The organism is Pseudomonas sp. D2002, assembly GCF_013385735.1.
In the GTDB taxonomy this organism is placed as follows: Bacteria; Pseudomonadota; Gammaproteobacteria; order Pseudomonadales; family Pseudomonadaceae; genus Aquipseudomonas.
Map to the genome: position 1 here is coordinate 79,129 of NZ_JACAPL010000008.1, position 18,068 is coordinate 97,196.

Sequence of the window (18,068 nt, forward strand, 5' to 3'; positions counted from 1 at the left end):
GGCGCACTTAAGAGTGCACATCGGCGCTTTGGTTCGCCTGCGCGCAAGATTAGCGCGGCTATGTTGCGCAATGATGACCCATGCAGGACGGCGTGCACGTGGCTATTATGAGGGCTTTCCGCCTGGGGATTTCCCGATGAACGCACTTGCCGCCTTTCCGATCAACAGCAAATGGCCCGCCCAGCACCCGGAGCGCTTGCAGCTGTATTCGTTGCCCACGCCCAACGGCGTCAAAGTGTCGATCATGCTTGAGGAACTGGGCCTGCCGTATGAAGCGCATAAGGTCAGTTTCGAGACCCAGGACCAGCTATCGCCCGAGTTCCTGTCCCTGAACCCCAACAACAAAATCCCCGCGATCATCGACCCCAATGGCCCGAGCGGCCAGCCGCTGGCGTTGTTCGAGTCCGGCGCGATCCTGATCTACCTGGCGGAAAAAACCAGCCAATTGCTTTCCGAAGACCCGGCCACCCGCTACGAAACCCTGCAATGGCTGATGTTCCAGATGGCCGGCATCGGCCCGATGTTCGGCCAACTGGGTTTCTTCAACAAATTTGCCGGCAAGGCCTACGAAGACAAACGCCCACGTGACCGCTACGCCGCCGAATCCCGGCGTTTGCTCGACGTGCTGGAAAAGCGCCTGCTGGGCCGCACCTGGATCATGGGCGACGATTACAGCATTGCCGACATCGCCACCTTCCCATGGATTCGCAACCTGATCGGCTTCTACGAATCCGGCGATTTGGTCGGCATTGCCGACTTCCCCAACGTACTGCGTGCACTGGACGGCTTTGTCGCACGGCCAGCAGTGATTCGTGGCCTGAATATACCGAGCTGAAGCATGCCGACTTTCGATTTCAAACAACTGGATGTCTTCAGCAGCGTTGCCCTCAAGGGCAACCCGCTGGCGGTGGTGCACGGTGCTGACAGCCTTACCGACCAGCAAATGGCCGATTTTGCCAACTGGACCAACCTCAGCGAAACCACGTTTTTGCTGACGCCGCGCGATGCACGAGCTGACTATCGGGTAAGAATTTTTACCACGCTCAAGGAGCTTCCGTTCGCCGGGCATCCGACGCTGGGCAGTTGCCATGCCTGGCTGCAGGCGGGCGGTATACCCAAAGGCGATGAGATTATTCAAGAGTGCGAAATCGGCCTGGTGCGTGTCCGTCGTGAAGGTAACGAGTTGGCGTTTATTGCACCGCCGTTGTTGCGCACTGGGGCGGTTGAGGCCGTCTTGCTGGAGCGTGTTCGCCGTGGTTTGGGTTTGGCGCCCGACGCCATTGTGCGTAGCCAATGGGTCGACAATGGTGCGGACTGGCTGGCAGTGATGCTCGCTGATCGCGACCAAGTGTTGGGGCTACAGCCGGATTACGCGCAACTGCACGGTCTGGCGATTGGCGTTATCGCGCCCTGTGACCCGGCGCGTGACGCCATAGACACGCACTTCGAAGTGCGCGCCTTTGTCGCTGGCGACGGTGTCCAGGAGGACCCGGCCACCGGCAGCCTCAACGCCGGCATCGCCCAGTGGCTGTTGCGCGAAGGCCTTGCGCCCGAGCGCTACGTGGTCAGCCAAGGCTCGGCCATTGGGCGCGCCGGGCGTATTCGCGTGGCGCGCCACGGCGATGAAATCTGGGTCGGCGGTGCGGTGGCGGTGTGCATCGAAGGGCGAGTACAGCTCTAGATCAATGAATTGTTACGGGCTGCGCAATACACTATTGGCCCCTTGGCGTTTGTACTGCCGGGGCCAAGGGGCATAAGCTTTCGCCCCAACTATTTCTGCCGCCATCCAGGAAACCCATGACCAGCCAGTTCCCCCAAGCCCGCCCACGTCGCCTGCGCCGCTCCCCGGAGCTGCGTGGCTTGTTCCAGGAAACCGAATTCACCCTCAACGACCTGGTACTGCCGATTTTCGTCGAAGAAGAAATCGACGACTTTGTGCCGATCACCAGCATGCCGGGCGTGGTGCGTATTCCAGAAAAGAAACTGGCCGGTGAGATCGAGCGCTATGCCCGCGCCGGGATCAAGTCGGTCATGACCTTTGGCGTGTCCCACCACCTGGACGCCAACGGCAGCGACACCTGGAAAGAGCGCGGCCTGGTCTCGCGCATGTCCTCGATCATCAAGGACGCCGTGCCGGAAATGATCGTAATGTCCGACACCTGCTTCTGCGAATACACCGACCACGGCCACTGCGGCGTGATGCACGGCGCCCACGTCGACAACGACGCGACCCTGGTCAACCTCGGCAAACAAGCCGTGGCCGCCGCCCGCGCCGGTGCTGACGTAATCGCACCGTCTGCTGCTATGGACGGCCAGGTCCAGGCCATCCGCCGCGCCCTGGACGACGCCGGCTTCACGCATATTCCGATCATGGCTTACTCCACAAAATTCGCCTCGGCCCTCTACGGCCCGTTCCGCGAAGCTGGCGGCAGCGCACTTAAAGGCGACCGCAAAAGCTACCAGATGAACCCAATGAACCGCCGCGAAGCCGTGCGCGAATCACTGCTCGATGAGCAGGAAGGCGCAGACGCGCTGATGGTCAAACCGGCCGGTGCCTACCTCGACATCATCCGCGACATCCGCGAAGCCTCGCGCTTGCCGGTGGCGGCGTATCAGGTCAGTGGTGAGTACGCGATGATCAAATTCGGTGCCCAGGCGGGCGCGATTGATGAAGCGCGCGTGGTGCGGGAGACGTTGGGGTCGATCAAGCGTGCGGGGGCGGATTTGATTTTTACGTACTTTGCGATGGATTTGGCGTTGGCGGGGATTTAATTCCGGCGATTGAGCCTGTGGCGAGAGAATTTGCTCGCTGCAGGCGCTTAGCACTGCACCTACACCGAATCAGCCCAGCGTTGGCAAAAGTCGTGCTGCTCCTGTATATCGTTGGTGAGATCGCTCTCTTCATAAGAGAAAATATGCACAAGCTCACCGTCCGGAACGCCCATAGTCATCTCGTAGGCGACAAGTCCGTTAGACATGTGCGAAGACATTCCTGATGTGTGGACGTTGATTTTTGCGCCTTTGCATAAAAATTCAATGTCTTTCAAGTCTGCCCTCATTAAACCGAAGCAGTCGTATAGGTCCAGTGCTGTGTACGTTCTTCGTGTTTCATCGTTCATCAGTAGGTAAAGAGTAGGTTTGCCCGCTTCGTATTCGATGATTGCGTTTTCACGTGTTCCGTTTTTGATGATAGTTATTTCACGGGATTTCATGGGAACTTCCTATTAGGGGTCAATATGGTATATCCCTTATACGTGCCGTCTTCGTTGACTGGCGAAGCACCTAAAATATCTTTAGTATCTATACGCTCTGGAATTGCAATTTCTAATTCATTTTTGTGTTTGGAACGAACCCCAAGTTCTTTATTTACGTCTCTGCCGGGGATTTTTCTTAGTGTATAAAGAAATCCTTCTTCAAATCCATAATTGGATGCGAATACTAACGCCTGGGTGCTAGACGTTGACGTGGGTACAAAGTTACTCGGAGGGCTAGCGTTGTTTACCGAGTGCAGGTAAAGGTCTGTGCTCGACCCTCGACTCTCAAATCCCTTTTCAAAGATTCCATCTGGTTCTCTTGAATCCCCACGATATAAATACCGTCGTTTTCTCTGTGGGGTTGGCGTCGATGGCGACTTCTCATCAACCTTTGTCTTTCTGGAGGGGCTCTCTTTTTTTGCATCGGGTTTGCATCCATCCGCTCCTGGGCATGTGTTCAATCCCAGCGGGTCCACCCACCCCGTGGGATTGGGCACGTACTGGTACGCGTTGATCCCGCCCGCCAGCTTTACTGGGTCGGGTGTCAGGTAGCGACCGATATCTGGATTGTAGTAGCGGTGGCGGTTGTAGTGCAGCCCGCTTTCCGGGTCGAAGTATTGGCCTTGGAAGCGTAGCGGGTTGTCGATCTTGTTTATGTCGAGGCGGCTGATTTGGCCGTAGGCGCGGTAATGCGCGGACCAGACGATTTCGCCGTCGGGCGCGGTGAGTTCCTGCGGTGTGCCGAGGTGGTCGAGTTGGTAGTGGAAGGGCTGGGTGTCTTTCGGCCCGAAAACTTCCAGCAATGCCAGCGGACGGAAACTGTCCGGTTCGTAGATGTAACTGCGATGGCGATCTGCGTGATGCTCCGCAATCAGCTTGTCGCCTTGCCAGAAAAACTCCGTGGTTACGCCATCTACGGTTTTGCTGATCCTTCGGCCAAACGGGTCATAGCGGTAGCTGGCCTTCTGACCATTGGGTTTTGTGATCGATATCAGCCGGTGCTGGCAGTCGTAGCGGTACTCGGTGACGAGTTGGTGACCCTTGCCGCGCCTTTGGCGGATCAGGTTGCCGAAGGCGTCATAGTCGTAATGATGATCGCCCTGGATCATCAACCGATTCCCCGCGACGATGTCCGGCCCAGGACGGTCTTGCATTAGCAGGTTGCCCGCTGGGTCATGGCCAAAGCGTTCCTGCACGTCTTGCGAGTGGTCGGCCCGAGTCAGGCGGGTGAGGGGGTCGTAGTGGTAGTGGTGTTCACCTTTGCGGGTGTCGAGCAGGCGAGTGAGGTTGCCGGTTTTGTCGTAGTCGTAGTGGCGGCGGTAGAGCTTGTGTTCTTCCTGGGTCACCGCGTGGGCGTGCAGGCGGTTTTGGTCGTCGTAGTGGTAGTGGCTGAGGAGCTGGCCTTGCTGGCGTTGGCGTTCTTTTCCGGTGTTGAACAGGTGGGACGTTAGGGTTTTGCCATTCAGTTCGACGGTGGCGAGGTGGCCGCCTTTGTCGTGGTTGAAGGTGACGCGATTGTTGTCCGGCAGGCGCAGGTTTTTCAGTTGGCCGCAGGTGTCGTAGCCGTAGCGCAGGGTGCCCCAGCCTTGGTGGTCGGCGGTGAGGCGGTTTTGGCTGTCGTATTCGTAGGCTAGGGCCCAGTGGCCGTCATCGACGCTGAGGAGGTTGCCCTGGCGGTCGTAGGTGTATTCAACAACGTTGGAATCGGGAAGGGTTTTTCGTACGAGCCGCCCGGAAGCGTCTCGCTCGTAGCGGGTAATGAGCTGACTGCCGTCGTCGCCGTGTTCGGTCTTTTCCAGCAGGTTGCCGTTGAGGTCGTAGACGTACGCCGTACGCTGACCGTCAAAACCGATTTCCTGCTGGATCAGGCCGTTGGGGTGGTAATCCAGCCGGTAGGTTTCGCCGACTTCGTTTTCGATCTCGGTCAGTAGTAACCGGGTGTTGTCGTAGCGGTAGTTGACCTGGGTTCCATCGGCATTGAGGCGGCGGCTGATCAGGTGCAGGCCGTCGGCGTATTCGTAGCGGGTGACGTGGCCCAGTTCATCACGTTCAGAGGTGATTTTTCCGTACGGGTTGTAGCTGAATTCTCGCGTCGCTCCATCGGGCTTGGTGATTTTCAACAAGCGCCCTGCGGCGTCCCACTGATACTGGGTCAGCGCCCCATGCTCATCCTCACGCGCAACCTGTCGCCCAACATCGTCATAGCGATACCGCTTAACCCCACCATTCGGCAGTTGCTCTTCAACAAGCTGCCCACGCTCATTCCAAACCAGTCGATGACAGCCGCTATCCGGATACCAAACCCCAACCAGTTGCCCGTGTTTGTTGTAGGTGTAATCTGTAACGTTGCCGTCAGGATCTGTCTGACGCGTAACGTCGCCCTGGTCATTGCGCTCATACTTCCAAACCGCCTCACCGCGCCGCACAACCCGTACGAACCCGCTGTCATGCTCGTAGGAAGTCGGCTCATCCTCTCCAGGAAACAGCGCCACCAAACGCCCAGCATCGTCATACTGATACGCCGTCACCGCCCCCAGCGGGTCCTGCTCAACCGTTAGCCGGCCCTTGTCGTCGTAGGATTTGAAGTGCTCAGCACCATCCGGATCAACCCGCTGCACCAGCCGCGCGCGCTGGTCATGGACATACACTTCCTGGCTGCCATCAGCGTTGTGAACCGTGACCCTGCCGCCGTCCTCCCACGCATACCGCGTGTCCATCTGCGAAAAGCTGGCCCAGTGCCGAACACAGCGCGCCGCCTTGCCGGAACGCTCCCACTCCCAAAAGAAACTCGCCCCACCGGCCAATTGCCGCTCAAGAATGACGTGCTGCTCGTCGTACCGATAAACCTCGCTTTCGCCTACGGAATTCGTCGCTGAAACCAGTCGTCCAGCGTCGTCATAGGCGTAGGAAACGACGTTCTGCTCCGTCACCCAGACGTAGGGCTCACGGCCTTTGGCGCGATGAACCTGATAGTCCACCGCCACAATGCGCCCAAGTTCATAGCGCAAAAACAAAGACCGGCCTACACCGTTATCCAGCCGCTCAATCCGGCCCAAACGATCACGAATAACCCGCAGTCGGTTGTCATACGCGTCGCTGATTGCTGTCAGCTGACCATCGCAAAAGTGATAAAAGCGCGATGCCTGAGCCAGTACCAACTCATCGGGCAAAGCCCCCAAATAGATCGCCGCTTCGGCCAAGCTGTTGGTAATCGCCGGTCGTGCCACAGTCGGCAAGGGCAGGGCAGTAGAGCGATTCTCATGATCCGTCCAAACCACCGAATCACCGTCCACCACCAACCGCTGCGCCAGCGAATGACTCCAACCAAACCCCAACCCACAATCCACTTCCACCGCACTGGTGCGATAAAGCCGCGTCCACTCAAACGGCAAAATCCCGTCCAGCGTTCCATCGGTGAGGGTCAGCAATTCCTCGCCGGTAACCATCGACACCGGGCAGCCATTGGTGGCCGTTTTATCCGCAGGGGCCGCCGCATCGCCCTGCGGATTTTTCGCAGCGACAGGCACATCATCGACATGTTCCTGGCGCACCAACGTCGTCTGCTGGGTCTTCTTACGAACCGCAGGCACCGCGTTCGCAACCAGGTTCTCCCCAGCCTTCAACGGCGCACCCGCTACCGTGTTGATCGAAGTCGCCGGCCCGGCGAGCAATATCGGCTTAGCCGCCTCAACGTGCGTATCCAGGCGAGATTTGCCGAACTGGCTGGCCAGGTGTTCCAGCCACTCGCGCGCACGACGCGACTTGATGCTGCCCAGCACCTTGCTGCTCAGGCGTATCACAACGCCCATCCCGGCCGTGGCAACGCACAGCAACACGTTGATCAGCACCTCGACGCCGATCTCTCCCAGCACCTCGTTCATATACGGCGGCGGCATCAGCCGCAGCCAACTGACCATGGCCGCCATGTAGACGAACAGCAGCGGTTCATCGCTGAGTATCAGCAGGCCTTTGGCAAGGGTTTCGGTGCTGACCTTCAGCAGCTTTTCGAACTCGGCCTGGGACAGGTAGTGCAGCAGCTTTTCGGCATTCGCCAGTGGGTGTGCCAGCCATTCAACCAGCTGTTTGAGGCTGTCCCAGAGTGAGCTCAGTGCATCGCCAAATCCTTTGGCGTAAGCCTGATGCAGCGAGAGATAGCGCTTGAGGAAATTAGCCTTGGAGTAATCCTTCCACAGCGGCGCAAATGTGCCGCTCCATTCGCTGCGCAGCCAGCCTTCCAGTGGCGTGATGACCGACTGATAAGAGGCATACAGCGCCTTGAAGTGTTCCTTGGAAACGTTGGGGTAAAAATTGACCCGGTATTTCTGGTTGCGATCACACTCGGTGATTTCCAGAATGCCGCTGGGCCCGATGACTTTGTGGATTGGTTCGCCCAGCGGGCCGCCGTTTGGATCGATGCGTTGCAACACCACTGGCGTGTTGCCAATCGGCACGAATCGAGCACTCTGGAACATGTGCACGAGGGTCAGGGTGCCGTCTTGCTTGCACGCAGCAACGGTCGAGCTGGGAAAGAGGGAACGATCGATCGGCGCGACCAGCGCCACTTCATCCCCGACTTTGAAGACCTGCTCGACATCCAGTGCCGAAAAGCTGAAGAAGCGTTCCGCCCACGCGTCGTAGGTGTTGAGGCATTGCCGGAAGTCGCTGAGAACGGATTCGACGTCGCGCGTCTTGGAATCCATGGCGGCCAGCACCAGAAGGCCAATGGTTTGGCTGGTGGCGGCGATCAAAAGACAGCCCCAAAAAACGGAGCTTTACCGAAAAAAACCATCTGCAATCCCTCGCACTGTGTGATCAGGCGAAGGACTTTGCAGAGGTTTTCAGGCGATATCTGTAGAGCTTATCCGGGTGTGGCGTGGGATGTTTCAGTAGTCCTTGTCAGCGCTGCGCAAACGCCAGGTTTAGGCCCAGCCCGGCAAATGGTCGATGACAGATCCTGTCACGTAAGTGTGCGGCTGGCGAGTGCTGCAAGTCGCCGAACCCCGGTTAGACTTACCTGTCGATATCCGCAATGCCCGGCCCGTCGTTATCCAAGGAAGCCCCATGTATTCAAGCCGTCTGATCCTGTGCCTCACCACGTTGCTGGTGCTGGCCGGTTGTTCCACCTCACGCAGCCCGCAACAGCCGGAGCGCAGCGAGGCGGAAGTGAAAGCGCAGATTGTGCGGCTGCTGCCGGCGACGGTGCCGGACCGTAAAGGCTGGGCTCAGGACATCTACACGGCCTTCGACACCCAGAAGATTTACCCCAGCACCGAAAATATCTGCGCGGTTCTTGCGGTGACCGAGCAAGAATCCACCTATCAAGTCGACCCACCGGTGCCAAACATGGGCAAGATCGCCCAGGATGAAATCCTGCGGCGCGCGGGCAAAGTCCATGTGCCAGCCTTTGTGGTGCGCAGCGCGCTGCAATTGCGCTCGCCGACCGGCAAGACTTACGCCGAGCGCTTGAGTGCCGCGCGCACGGAGAAGGACCTGAGTGGGATCTTTGACGATTTCATCAGTGTGGTGCCGTTGGGCAATACGTTGTTTGGCGGCTTCAACCCGGTGCATACCGCAGGTCCCATGCAAGTCAGCATCGACTTTGCGCAGAAACAGGCGCGGGGTTATCCCTACACGGTGGATGGCACGATTCGCCGGGAAGTCTTCACGCGGCGCGGCGGTATGTATTTCGGTATTGCCCACTTGCTGGGCTACCCGGCGAGTTATGACCAGCCGCTGTATCGCTTTGCCGACTTCAATGCGGGCTGGTACGCCAGCCGCAACGCGGCGTTTCAGGCGGCTGTCAGCCGTGTCACCGGCACCGAGCTGGCGTTGGACGGGGACTTGATCCGCTATGGTTCATTGCTGCCGGGCACCACTGAGTTGGCGGTGCGCTCCCTGGGCGCGAAGTTGGACATGCGCAACCCCAGCATCCGCAGCCAGTTGGAGAAGGGTGAGCAACTCGATTTTGAGCAAACCACCCTCTACAACCGCGTGTTTGCCCTGGCTGATAAAGCGGCCGGCAAGCCGATGCCACGGGCGATTTTGCCGGGCATCGTACTCAAGAGCCCTAAGATCACCCGCAACCTGACCACGGCGTGGTTTGCCAAGCGCGTGGATGATCGGTATCAGCGCTGCATGAAGCGCTGATCATTGTGGCGAGCGGGCAAGCCCACATTTGATCTTCGCTGCTTTAAGCATCGCGATTCTGGCGGATTTACGCAAAGCATCCCATGGGATTTGCGCGGCTGATGATGATGGCTGCCACCCGAGGGCTGGCTTACACCTCAAGCCTCACGCCAAGGAAGAACTCGCCATGATCGCTCACGCCGGTGCCCGAAGGGTTTGCCACGGTGAGCTTGCAGGTGGGCGAGAAGGTGGTGGCGCGGGCGAATGCGGTGTTTGCGGTGCCGCGCTCGGGCTGACAGTTGAGGCCATTGTGGGAGCTGGCTTGCCTGCGATGACGGTGTGTCAGGCGGTAAATTTGCCAAGGGGTAAACCGCTATCGCAGGCAAGCCAGCTCCCACAGTTGTGTCGTGTTTTTGAAGACCGCGGAAAAAGAAAAGGCCCGATTTTTCGTGGAATCGGGCCTTTTCTCATGTTGCTCTTATTGATGGGGCTGCTGCGCAGCCCAACGGGAGCAAGCTCCCTCGCCACAACGGGCCTTTTCTCATGTTGCTCTTTGAATCAGCTGCGTTCGAGTGCGAGGGCAACGCCCTGGCCGCCACCGATGCACAGTGTCGCCAGGCCTTTCTTGGCATCGCGCTTGATCATTTCATGCAGCAGGGTCACCAGTACACGGCAGCCTGACGCGCCAATCGGGTGGCCGATGGCGATGGCGCCGCCATTGACGTTGACTTTGTCGGCGTCCCATTCCAGCTCTTTGCCTACGGCCAACGATTGCGCGGCAAAGGCTTCGTTGGCTTCGATCAGGTCCAGATCGCCCAAGTTCCAGCCGGCTTTGTCCAGGCAGCGGCGGGTGGCCGATACCGGGCCGATACCCATGATCGCAGGGTCGACGCCGGCATTCGCGTAGCTGGCGATACGCGCCAGAACCGGCAGGCCGAGGGCCTTGGCCTTGTCGGCGCTCATCAGCAACACGGCAGCAGCGCCGTCGTTGAGGCTGGAGGCGTTGCCGGCGGTGACGCTGCCGTCTTTCTTGAACGCGGGCTTGAGCTTGGCCAGAGACTCGGCGGTGGTGCCGGCGCGCGGCTGTTCGTCCACGGCGAAGGCCACCGGCTCGCCTTTGCGCTGGGGGATCAGGATCGGTGTGATTTCATCGACAAACCGACCCGCTTCAATCGCGGCAGCGGCTTTCTGCTGGGAAGCGGCGGCGAACGCGTCCTGGGCTTCACGGCTGATGCCGTACTTGTCCACCAGGTTCTCGGCGGTGATGCCCATGTGATAGTCGTTGAACGCATCCCACAGGCCGTCGGTGATCATGCTGTCGATCATCTTGGCGTGGCCCATGCGCAAACCGGTGCGTGCAGCAGGCAATACGTAAGGCGCCAGGCTCATGTTCTCCATGCCGCCGGCAATGATGACCTCGGCGTCGCCGCAACGAATCGCCTGGGCGCCCAGGTGCAGGGCCTTGAGGCCCGAGCCGCAGACCTTGTTCAGGGTCAGCGCTGGTACTGCGTGGGGCAGCCCGGCGAGGATCGACGCCTGGCGCGCTGGGTTCTGACCGCTGCCGGCGGTGAGGACCTGGCCCAGGATCACTTCGTCCACTTGCGCCGGGTCCAGGCCGGTCTGCTCCAGCAGGCGACGGATCACGGCGGCGCCCAGTTCCGGTGCCGGGATACTGGCCAGCGAACCTTGAAAGCTGCCCACGGCGGTGCGGGTGGCAGCAACAATCACGACGTCTTGCATGGAATCTGTCCTCACTGGAAGTGCATTTCTGGAACGTGGTCCGGGACGATCAGTTTACCGGCGGTCTTGCTCACAATCTCTTCAACGCTGACGCCAGGTGCGCGTTCCTTGAGGACAAAAGCGCCATTTTCGATTTCAAGGTAAGCCAAGTCCGTCAATACGCGCTTGATGCACTTGGCGCCGGTCAGCGGCAGGCTGCATTGGCTGAGCAACTTGGACTCACCGTCCTTGGACGCGTGGGTCATGATCACGATGATGTTTTCCGCACCGGCCACCAGGTCCATGGCGCCGCCCATGCCCTTGACCAATTTGCCGGGGATCATCCACGACGCGATGTTGCCGTGTACGTCCACTTCAAACGCGCCGAGCACGGTGAGGTCGACGTGGCCGCCGCGGATCATCGCGAAGGACTCGGCAGAGGAGAAGATCGAAGCGCCGATGCGTGCGGTCACGGTTTGTTTGCCGGCGTTGATCATGTCGGCATCAATGGTGTCTTCGGTAGGGAACGGACCCATGCCGAGCAGGCCGTTTTCCGATTGCAGCATTACTTCCATGCCTTCGGGGATGTAGTTGGCCACCAGGGTTGGAATGCCGATGCCGAGGTTCACATAGAAACCGTCCTGCATTTCGCGGGCGACGCGTTGAGCCATTTGTTCGCGAGTAAGAGCCATGTTTTGTCTCCTTATTATTTGGGCTGGCGGATTATTTGCGGACAGTGCGCTGTTCGATGCGCTTCTCGAAGGTGCCGCAGATGATCCGGTCGACGTAGATGCCAGGGGTGTGGATCTGCGCCGGGTCCAGCTCGCCCGGTTCGACGATTTCCTCAACTTCGACCACGGTGATCTTGCCGGCGGTGGCGGCCAGCGGGTTGAAGTTCTGGGCGGTGTGGCGATAGATGACGTTGCCGAAGTAGTCGGCTTTCCAGCCTTTGACGATGGCGAAGTCGCCGGTGATGGACTCTTCCATCAGGTACGGGCGACCGTTGAACTCACGGGTTTCCTTGCCTTCTGCGACGGGCGTGCCGACGCCGGTGGCGGTGAAGAAAGCCGGGATGCCGGCGCCGCCTGCACGCATTTTTTCTGCCAGGGTGCCTTGGGGAGTCAGCACCACTTCGATTTCGCCGCTGAGCAGTTGCTTCTCGAACAGGGCGTTTTCACCCACGTAGGACGCGATGACTTTGCTGATCTGTTTTTCTTCCAGCAACACGCCCAGGCCGAAACCGTCGACGCCGCAATTGTTGGAAACCACGGTCAGGTCGCGGGTGCCTTTGCGCTTGATCTCGGCGATGAGGTTTTCCGGAATGCCGCACAAGCCAAAGCCACCGGAGAGCACGGTCATGCCGTCTTCCAGGCCTGCCAGCGCTTCTTCATAGGACGCCACGCGTTTATCGAAACCTGCCATATGCACCTCTTTTATTGTATGTGGGCCAGCAGACTGGAGTGTTGCGCCGATGGATTAATTTGTTAAGTTGTTTTTTAAGGTTGATTGATTTAGAAAACAGCATAGTCGACCCGCCGCCCGGAGCAGCCTCATGACCGTTAAACAGATGCGTGCCTTTCTCGCCGTGGCCCAAAGCCTGAGTTTCGCCGCTGCTTGCGAGCGCCTGCACCTTTCCCAGTCGGCGTTGAGCCTGACCATTAAGGGCCTGGAGGAGGGCCTGGGCGGCCGCTTGTTCAGCCGCAATACGCGCAATGTCGCCCTCACGCCTGAGGGTGAGTCGTTGCTGCCGCTGGCGCGTCGCTTGATTGCCGATTGGGACAACGCCGAAGATGAGCTACGCCAGCGCTTCACCTTGCAGCGGGGCCGGGTCACGGTGGCTGCGATGCCGTCGTTTGCAGGCAATCTGCTGCCGCCGATCCTGAAGATATTCCGCGCACGTTACCCGCAGGTGAATGTGACGGTGCACGACCTGATCAACGAGCAGGTGCTGGAAATGGTTCGCGACCGCCAGGTGGAGCTGGGCGTGGCATTCGAGCCGTCCGACGGTTCGTCGCTGGCATTCACCCCGTTGTACCTGGACCGCTTTATTGCAGTGGTGCCGGGTGATTCACCGTTAGCCCGGTGCAGCGAAATCGACTGGCAAACCTTGCTGGAACAGCCATTCATTACCCTGCAGCGGCCTTCCACGGTGAGGGTGATGCTGGAGGAACACCTGGGCGCCTTGCAGATGAAGTTGCCGGTGGCACTGGAAAGTCATCAATTGGCGACGGTGGGCAAGATGGTTGCCAATGGCCTGGGTGTCAGCGCTGTACCTGCGTTGTGTGCGCAGCAGATGGAAGAGGCGGGCGCCCATTGCATCACCTTGAGCAATCCGGTGATCGAGCGGCCGATTGGCGTGCTGACTAAGCCTGGGCACGAACTGTCGGCGGCAGCGCAGGTGTTGTTTGATATTTTTCGCGATGAGGCCGCGAAAGGCCGCTTTCCAACTTTCTGAGCGTGCCCCAAATAAATGTGGGAGCTGGCTTGCCGGCGATAGCCAGTTAACATTCAACAAAAGTGTTGGCAGTTAAACCGTTATCGCAGGCAAGCCAGCTCCCACAGAGGGCAAGTTTTACTTAATAGTAGCGATCGACTACTTTAACTTGAGAGCTGTCTTTGAAAGACGCCCAGGCATTGTTAAGTGTGTTGAAAACTTGCTCGATAAAGTTCTCATCGGCGGCGGCCTTCTTGCCGACATAACCCTGGCCGCGGCGGTACATTTTCAGGCGCGCCGCCAGTTTGCGGTTGTTTTTATCGAACTCTTCTTCAAGGGTGTGGGGCGCCACGCAGTCGATATGAACTTGGCCCGATTTTTCGACCCACAGGATATGGTCGTCGAGTGTGTCTTTCTGCGCTGCAAACATCTCAGCCAATTCATCGATAGTGGGTTGGTTGTTCAGATTCATAATGTAAGCCCCTTGACCAGTTGGCGATCTATCAGTTGATTCCGTTAAAACTGCTTAGTTGTCTCCGGCTTCGAAAACCGGGCGTCAGTGACTGTCTGCCGAATACGGGCAGGGTCTTGAACCTGATGCATGTAGTCTTGCTGATGAACTGCTACGCAATGGTTTCATAACGAAGACAAGCAGCGATTGAGCTCCTTGTACCGATCCTTGCAGGCCGGTCAGCTTCATCAATCTGCCTTGTGGGCAGTGCACATCCGGAAAAAACAGCTCGGCGGTCAGACGAGCTTGTTCAAAACACGTGTTACCAACACTCCCGATCCGGGAGACGTCTCGATAATGCAAGGGTAAAAAGGTTACGTCAACGGTTATGTAGTGATTTTTTTTGATCACTACATAAATCGTTGTGGGGACGGGGGAATGCGGGAAAACGTGACTTGGGCGTCATTTTTTGTGCGGTTGGTCGCTGGGGCACGATCTTCAATTCAGCCGGGAAACCTGTGGGAGCGGGCTTGCTCGCGAATACGGTGGGTCAGCTGGAATATGTTTGGCTGACACACCGCTTTCGCGAGCAAGCCCGCTCCCACACAAGCCAGTTCCTACAAGTTGATTGGAGGTGTGTCGCTATCCCAGTCGCTCGACCAGCAAGGGCAACAACCGCTCGCAAGACGCCTCGATCTTCACCTGCAACAGCTCATCCCCGCGTGTCTTGCCCAGGTTAATGGCAATCACCGGCTTGCCTTGCTCCACCATCGCTTTGCACAGGCGAAACGCCGAATAAGCCATCAGCGATGAGCCCACCACCAGCAAACCCTCAGCCTGCTGCACCGCAGCCATTGCCTTGGCGGCCGTTTCCGGGGCGACGTTCTCACCAAAAAACACCACGTCGGGTTTCAGTCGCTGGCCGTTGCAGTGCGGGCAGTGGGGGACTTGGAAGCGTTCTTCAAAAGCCGGATCGAGCAGCGTATCGCCATCGGGTGCTTGCACGGCATCGACGCCGGCCAGGTAAGGGTTCCGATCTTCCATCACCCGCTGGATCACATCGCGCTCGCTGCGCTGCTGGCAATCCAGGCACAACACGCGGTGCAGGCTGCCATGCAGTTCGATCACATCATGGCTGCCGGCCTGGTCATGCAGCGTATCGACGTTTTGCGTGATCAGCCCGCTGATGCGTTCGCGTTGCTGCAGCGTCGCCAGCGCCAGGTGGGCCTTGTTCGGCTGGGCAATGCGCACCCGTGGCCAACCCAGCATCGCCCGTGCCCAGTAACGGCGCCGTGCTTGTGGGGTGGCCAGGAATTCCTGGTACATCATCGGCGCCTTGCCCCGGCGCACACCTTCGCTGTCGCGATAATCCGGGATGCCCGACGACGTACTGATGCCCGCACCGGTCAGCACCACGAAGCGCCTTTCAGCCATCGCCCGGTACAGGGTGTCGAGGTGGTCCTCTTGATGTTCCAGCGTGCCCTGCATGGGTTCCCCTATTCGCCGCGGATGTACTGCTCCAGTTGTTTGATCAGGTCTGCCTGCTCGGCAATGGCTTCTTTTACCAAGTCACCGATGGACAGCAGGCCAATCAGTTGGCCATCTTCAACCACGGGCAGGTGGCGCAGGTGACCGTCCGTCATGATGTTCATGCATTTTTCGACACTCTGGTGCTTGTCGACAGTGATGACCGGCGAACTCATGATTTCACTGACGGCGGTGGTCGCGGAAGAGCGGCCCTTGAGGATCAGCTTGCGTGCGTAGTCCCGTTCGCTGATAACGCCCACCACTTTGCCTTCGTCCACGACCGGCAAGGCCCCGACGTTTTTGGCTGCCATCTGAATCAGTGCCTCCATCACGGTCTGGTGCGACTTGATGATGTGGACGTCCTGGTTTTTCTGGTCCTTGGCTTTGAGCACTTGTGCGACGGTTTTCATGGCGGCCACTCCGGTGTTGTTGTTAGGAAGTCAGCGGGTCCCTACAGAATCCTAGACGGCCTACGCCGGAGCAAGGTCCAAAGCGGCGTTAAACCCGTCGAAAAACGTCATTTGCCGGATTTTTTCGACGTTTACCCAGCGTTTGTCGGCTTTTTTACCCGCTTGGTGCTGGCGGTTGTCTTGCGTGGCGCCGTCTTGCGCTTCTTTTTCCACGGTGTGGCACCTCGGCCCGCCGGGCTGGCCGGACCGGTGATGGTCATGCGCATGCCATTGCAGCGTGCCACTTGCTTGCTCATCCACGCCGCCTGCTTGGCGACGAATTCCTCAAGGCTCATTTCACCGCTTTGCACCATGTCCAGCGCCTGCTCCCAGATCGCCGTGGTGCCCGGGTCGGCAATCGCTCGCGGCACTGCGTCGATCAGGCTGAACGCGGCGGGAGTGGCCGAGAGGGCCTTGCCGTTCTTGACCAGATAACCACGGTCCAGCAGCCCCTGGATAATCCCGGCGCGCGTGGCTTCGGTGCCGATGCCGGTGGTGTCCTTGAGCTTTTGCTTGAGCAGCGGGTCTTCCACCAGTTTGGCGACGTTTTTCATCGCCTTGATCAGGTCGCCTTCGGTGAACGGCTTGGGCGGTTGGGTCCACAGGTCCTTGAGGTTGACCTTGGCCACCGCGTAATCCTGGCCCTGCACCAGCGTCGGCAAAGCTTGCGGCGCAGGTGTCTCTCGGCCTTTGGCAGGGGCCAGCGCTTCGGGCAAGGCGCGTTTCCAGCCGGGCTCGATCACAACCTTTCCCACGGCGCGCAAGGCTTGGCCTGCACAGTCGAAATCCGCCTGGGTGCGATCGTATTCATGGTTGGGCAGGAACTGCGCCAGGTAACGCGCGCGAATCAGTGTGTAGACCGCGCGATGTTTGCCGGCGAGTTGCCCCACATCCTTGCCCGCGCCAGTGGGGATGATGCCGTGGTGCGCGCTGACCTTGGCATCGTTCCACGCCCGCGAGCGTCGTTGGGGGTCGATATGCGCCATCAACTCATTGACTGCCGGATCCGCGCGGCCCAGCGCGGCGAGGATTTTCGGCGCGTCACCGTGCTGGCTTAACGGCAAGTAGCCGCAATCGCTGCGCGGGTAGGTGATGACCTTGTGAGTTTCGTAGAGAGATTGGGCGATATCCAGAGTTTCCTGGGCGCCGAGGCCGAGCTTCTTGGAGCAGATTTCCTGCAGGGTGCCGAGGTCGAAGGGCAGGGGGGCCACCTCGCGCATGCGTTCGGTGCGCAGCTTCACCAGCCGCGCGGTGGCGGCATTGCGCATCGCATCGGCAGCGTCGCGCGCCAGCTGCGGGTTAAGGCAGCGCCCCTGGTCGTCACACGTATCCTCCATGGCGCGCCATTGAGCGGTGAAGGTCATGTGTTCGTGGCGCAGGTCCACGTCAATGGCCCAGTAAGCCACCGGCACAAAATCGGCGATGCTGCGGTCGCGGTCCACCACCAGGCGCAGGGTGGGCGTTTGCACCCGGCCCACCGGCAACACGCCTTGATAGCCGGATTGGCGCCCGAGCAAGGTAAACAAACGGCTCATGTTCATGCCGATCAGCCAGTCGGCGCGCGAGCGACCCAGGGCCGAGTGATACAGGCTGAAGGTTTCGGCACCCGGTTTGAGCGCCGCCAGCGCCTTGCGAATCGAGGCGTCATCCAGCGCCGACAGCCACAAGCGTTGGATCGGCCCGCGATAGCGGCAATGCTCCACCAGTTCACGGGCAATCATCTCGCCTTCACGGTCGGCGTCGGTGGCGATCACCAGATCCTGGGCTTCTCCCAGCAAACGCTTTACGGCTTTGTACTGGCTGGCGGTCTTGGGCTTGACCAGCATCTTCCATTTTTCCGGAACGATCGGCAGGTCGGCCAGCACCCAGCGCTTGTATTTGGCGTCGTAGGCATCGGGCGGGGCGGTTTCCAGCAGGTGACCGATGCACCAGGTGACTGTGACCCCATTGCCCACCCAGCAACCGTCACCGCGCCGGCTGGCGCCGAGCACAGCCGCGATATCTTTGGCCTGGGAGGGTTTTTCACAGAGGTACAGCCGCATGGTCATCACATCAGATCGGGTTGATGCCTTGCAGGATGCTTAGTCAGGAGGATTTGAGCAACCATT

14 protein-coding genes and 1 pseudogene are annotated in these 18,068 nt (G+C 59.2%); 6 read left to right on the forward strand and 9 right to left on the reverse strand.

The window, feature by feature from the left end:
- Window positions 1-136: 136 nt before the first annotated feature.
- The 3 genes from HX783_RS16970 (at window position 137) to hemB (ending at window position 2,772) form a co-directional block, all read left to right on the forward strand.
- Window positions 137-835 (forward strand): glutathione S-transferase N-terminal domain-containing protein, encoded by a 699-nt coding sequence (locus HX783_RS16970; RefSeq protein ID WP_159955275.1) that lies wholly within the window; start codon window positions 137-139, stop codon window positions 833-835.
- Window positions 836-838: 3 nt separating this feature from the next.
- The gene (locus HX783_RS16975) at window positions 839-1,681 is read left to right on the forward strand and encodes a PhzF family phenazine biosynthesis protein (RefSeq protein WP_177017645.1); all 843 of its coding nucleotides are present in this window, start codon (window positions 839-841) and stop codon (window positions 1,679-1,681) included.
- A 116-nt stretch (window positions 1,682-1,797) separates the two neighbouring features.
- Window positions 1,798-2,772 (forward strand): porphobilinogen synthase, encoded by a 975-nt coding sequence (gene hemB, locus HX783_RS16980; RefSeq protein WP_159955279.1) that lies wholly within the window; start codon window positions 1,798-1,800, stop codon window positions 2,770-2,772.
- Between the two features lie 59 nt (window positions 2,773-2,831).
- Here the strand turns inward: hemB and HX783_RS16985 are convergent, their stop codons facing one another.
- Together HX783_RS16985 and HX783_RS16990 are read right to left on the reverse strand one after the other, a co-directional pair.
- Window positions 2,832-3,212, reverse strand: a complete 381-nt coding sequence (locus HX783_RS16985) for a hypothetical protein (protein WP_177017646.1) — start codon at window positions 3,210-3,212, stop codon at window positions 2,832-2,834.
- Window positions 3,209-7,954 carry an RHS repeat-associated core domain-containing protein gene (locus tag HX783_RS16990; RefSeq protein ID WP_177017755.1) on the reverse strand — a complete coding sequence of 1,582 codons (4,746 nt, stop codon included), beginning with the start codon at window positions 7,952-7,954 and terminating at the stop codon, window positions 3,209-3,211. The genes HX783_RS16985 and HX783_RS16990 overlap by 4 nt, the downstream gene beginning before the upstream one ends.
- Before the next feature lie 361 nt (window positions 7,955-8,315).
- Here HX783_RS16990 and HX783_RS16995 point away from each other — a divergent pair, with 361 nt between their 5' ends.
- Together HX783_RS16995 and HX783_RS17000 are read left to right on the forward strand one after the other, a co-directional pair.
- The gene (locus tag HX783_RS16995) at window positions 8,316-9,401 is read left to right on the forward strand and encodes a DUF1615 domain-containing protein (RefSeq protein ID WP_177017647.1); all 1,086 of its coding nucleotides are present in this window, start codon (window positions 8,316-8,318) and stop codon (window positions 9,399-9,401) included.
- 194 nt (window positions 9,402-9,595) lie between these two features.
- Window positions 9,596-9,676: pseudogene (locus HX783_RS17000) on the forward strand (PaaI family thioesterase); the annotation flags it as partial.
- A 262-nt stretch (window positions 9,677-9,938) separates the two neighbouring features.
- Here the strand turns inward: HX783_RS17000 and HX783_RS17005 are convergent.
- The 3 genes from HX783_RS17005 to HX783_RS17015 are packed head-to-tail and all read right to left on the reverse strand — an operon-like array spanning window position 9,939 to window position 12,521.
- Window positions 9,939-11,120, reverse strand: a complete 1,182-nt coding sequence (locus HX783_RS17005; protein WP_177017648.1) for an acetyl-CoA C-acetyltransferase — start codon at window positions 11,118-11,120, stop codon at window positions 9,939-9,941.
- Window positions 11,121-11,131: 11 nt separating this feature from the next.
- Window positions 11,132-11,791: a CoA transferase subunit B gene (locus tag HX783_RS17010; RefSeq protein WP_094952386.1), complete on the reverse strand. Its 660-nt coding sequence runs from the start codon at window positions 11,789-11,791 to the stop codon at window positions 11,132-11,134.
- Window positions 11,792-11,822: 31 nt separating this feature from the next.
- Entirely contained in the window at window positions 11,823-12,521 is a 699-nt protein-coding gene (locus tag HX783_RS17015) for a CoA transferase subunit A (RefSeq protein ID WP_177017649.1), read from the reverse strand.
- Between the two features lie 130 nt (window positions 12,522-12,651).
- On the opposite strand from HX783_RS17015, the gene HX783_RS17020 reads away from it, so the two are divergent.
- Window positions 12,652-13,554 carry a LysR family transcriptional regulator gene (locus tag HX783_RS17020; protein ID WP_177017650.1) on the forward strand — a complete coding sequence of 301 codons (903 nt, stop codon included), beginning with the start codon at window positions 12,652-12,654 and terminating at the stop codon, window positions 13,552-13,554.
- A 121-nt stretch (window positions 13,555-13,675) separates the two neighbouring features.
- Here the strand turns inward: HX783_RS17020 and HX783_RS17025 are convergent, their stop codons facing one another.
- The 4 genes from HX783_RS17025 to HX783_RS17040 form a co-directional block, all read right to left on the reverse strand.
- Entirely contained in the window at window positions 13,676-14,005 is a 330-nt protein-coding gene (locus HX783_RS17025; RefSeq protein WP_159955291.1) for a hypothetical protein, read from the reverse strand.
- A 621-nt stretch (window positions 14,006-14,626) separates the two neighbouring features.
- Window positions 14,627-15,472, reverse strand: coding sequence for an NAD-dependent protein deacetylase (locus HX783_RS17030; protein WP_177017651.1), 846 nt, complete (start codon window positions 15,470-15,472; stop codon window positions 14,627-14,629).
- A gap of 8 nt (window positions 15,473-15,480) precedes the next feature.
- Window positions 15,481-15,921: a CBS domain-containing protein gene (locus tag HX783_RS17035; protein WP_177017652.1), complete on the reverse strand. Its 441-nt coding sequence runs from the start codon at window positions 15,919-15,921 to the stop codon at window positions 15,481-15,483.
- Window positions 15,922-16,052: 131 nt separating this feature from the next.
- Entirely contained in the window at window positions 16,053-18,002 is a 1,950-nt protein-coding gene (locus tag HX783_RS17040; protein WP_177017653.1) for a DNA topoisomerase III, read from the reverse strand.
- Window positions 18,003-18,068: the final 66 nt, after the last annotated feature.

Coding starts and splice junctions, on each gene's coding strand:
- HX783_RS17035 (WP_177017652.1), bottom strand. CDS start 15,921: ATGAAAACCGTCGCACAAGTGCTCAAAGCCAAGGACCAGAAAAACCAG.
- HX783_RS17020 (WP_177017650.1), top strand. CDS start 12,652: ATGACCGTTAAACAGATGCGTGCCTTTCTCGCCGTGGCCCAAAGCCTG.
- hemB (WP_159955279.1), top strand. CDS start 1,798: ATGACCAGCCAGTTCCCCCAAGCCCGCCCACGTCGCCTGCGCCGCTCC.
- HX783_RS16990 (WP_177017755.1), bottom strand. CDS start 7,954: ATGGATTCCAAGACGCGCGACGTCGAATCCGTTCTCAGCGACTTCCGG.
- HX783_RS16975 (WP_177017645.1), top strand. CDS start 839: ATGCCGACTTTCGATTTCAAACAACTGGATGTCTTCAGCAGCGTTGCC.
- HX783_RS17025 (WP_159955291.1), bottom strand. CDS start 14,005: ATGAATCTGAACAACCAACCCACTATCGATGAATTGGCTGAGATGTTT.
- HX783_RS16995 (WP_177017647.1), top strand. CDS start 8,316: ATGTATTCAAGCCGTCTGATCCTGTGCCTCACCACGTTGCTGGTGCTG.
- HX783_RS17015 (WP_177017649.1), bottom strand. CDS start 12,521: ATGGCAGGTTTCGATAAACGCGTGGCGTCCTATGAAGAAGCGCTGGCA.
- HX783_RS17005 (WP_177017648.1), bottom strand. CDS start 11,120: ATGCAAGACGTCGTGATTGTTGCTGCCACCCGCACCGCCGTGGGCAGC.
- HX783_RS16985 (WP_177017646.1), bottom strand. CDS start 3,212: ATGAAATCCCGTGAAATAACTATCATCAAAAACGGAACACGTGAAAAC.
- HX783_RS17040 (WP_177017653.1), bottom strand. CDS start 18,002: ATGCGGCTGTACCTCTGTGAAAAACCCTCCCAGGCCAAAGATATCGCG.
- HX783_RS17010 (WP_094952386.1), bottom strand. CDS start 11,791: ATGGCTCTTACTCGCGAACAAATGGCTCAACGCGTCGCCCGCGAAATG.
- HX783_RS16970 (WP_159955275.1), top strand. CDS start 137: ATGAACGCACTTGCCGCCTTTCCGATCAACAGCAAATGGCCCGCCCAG.
- HX783_RS17030 (WP_177017651.1), bottom strand. CDS start 15,472: ATGCAGGGCACGCTGGAACATCAAGAGGACCACCTCGACACCCTGTAC.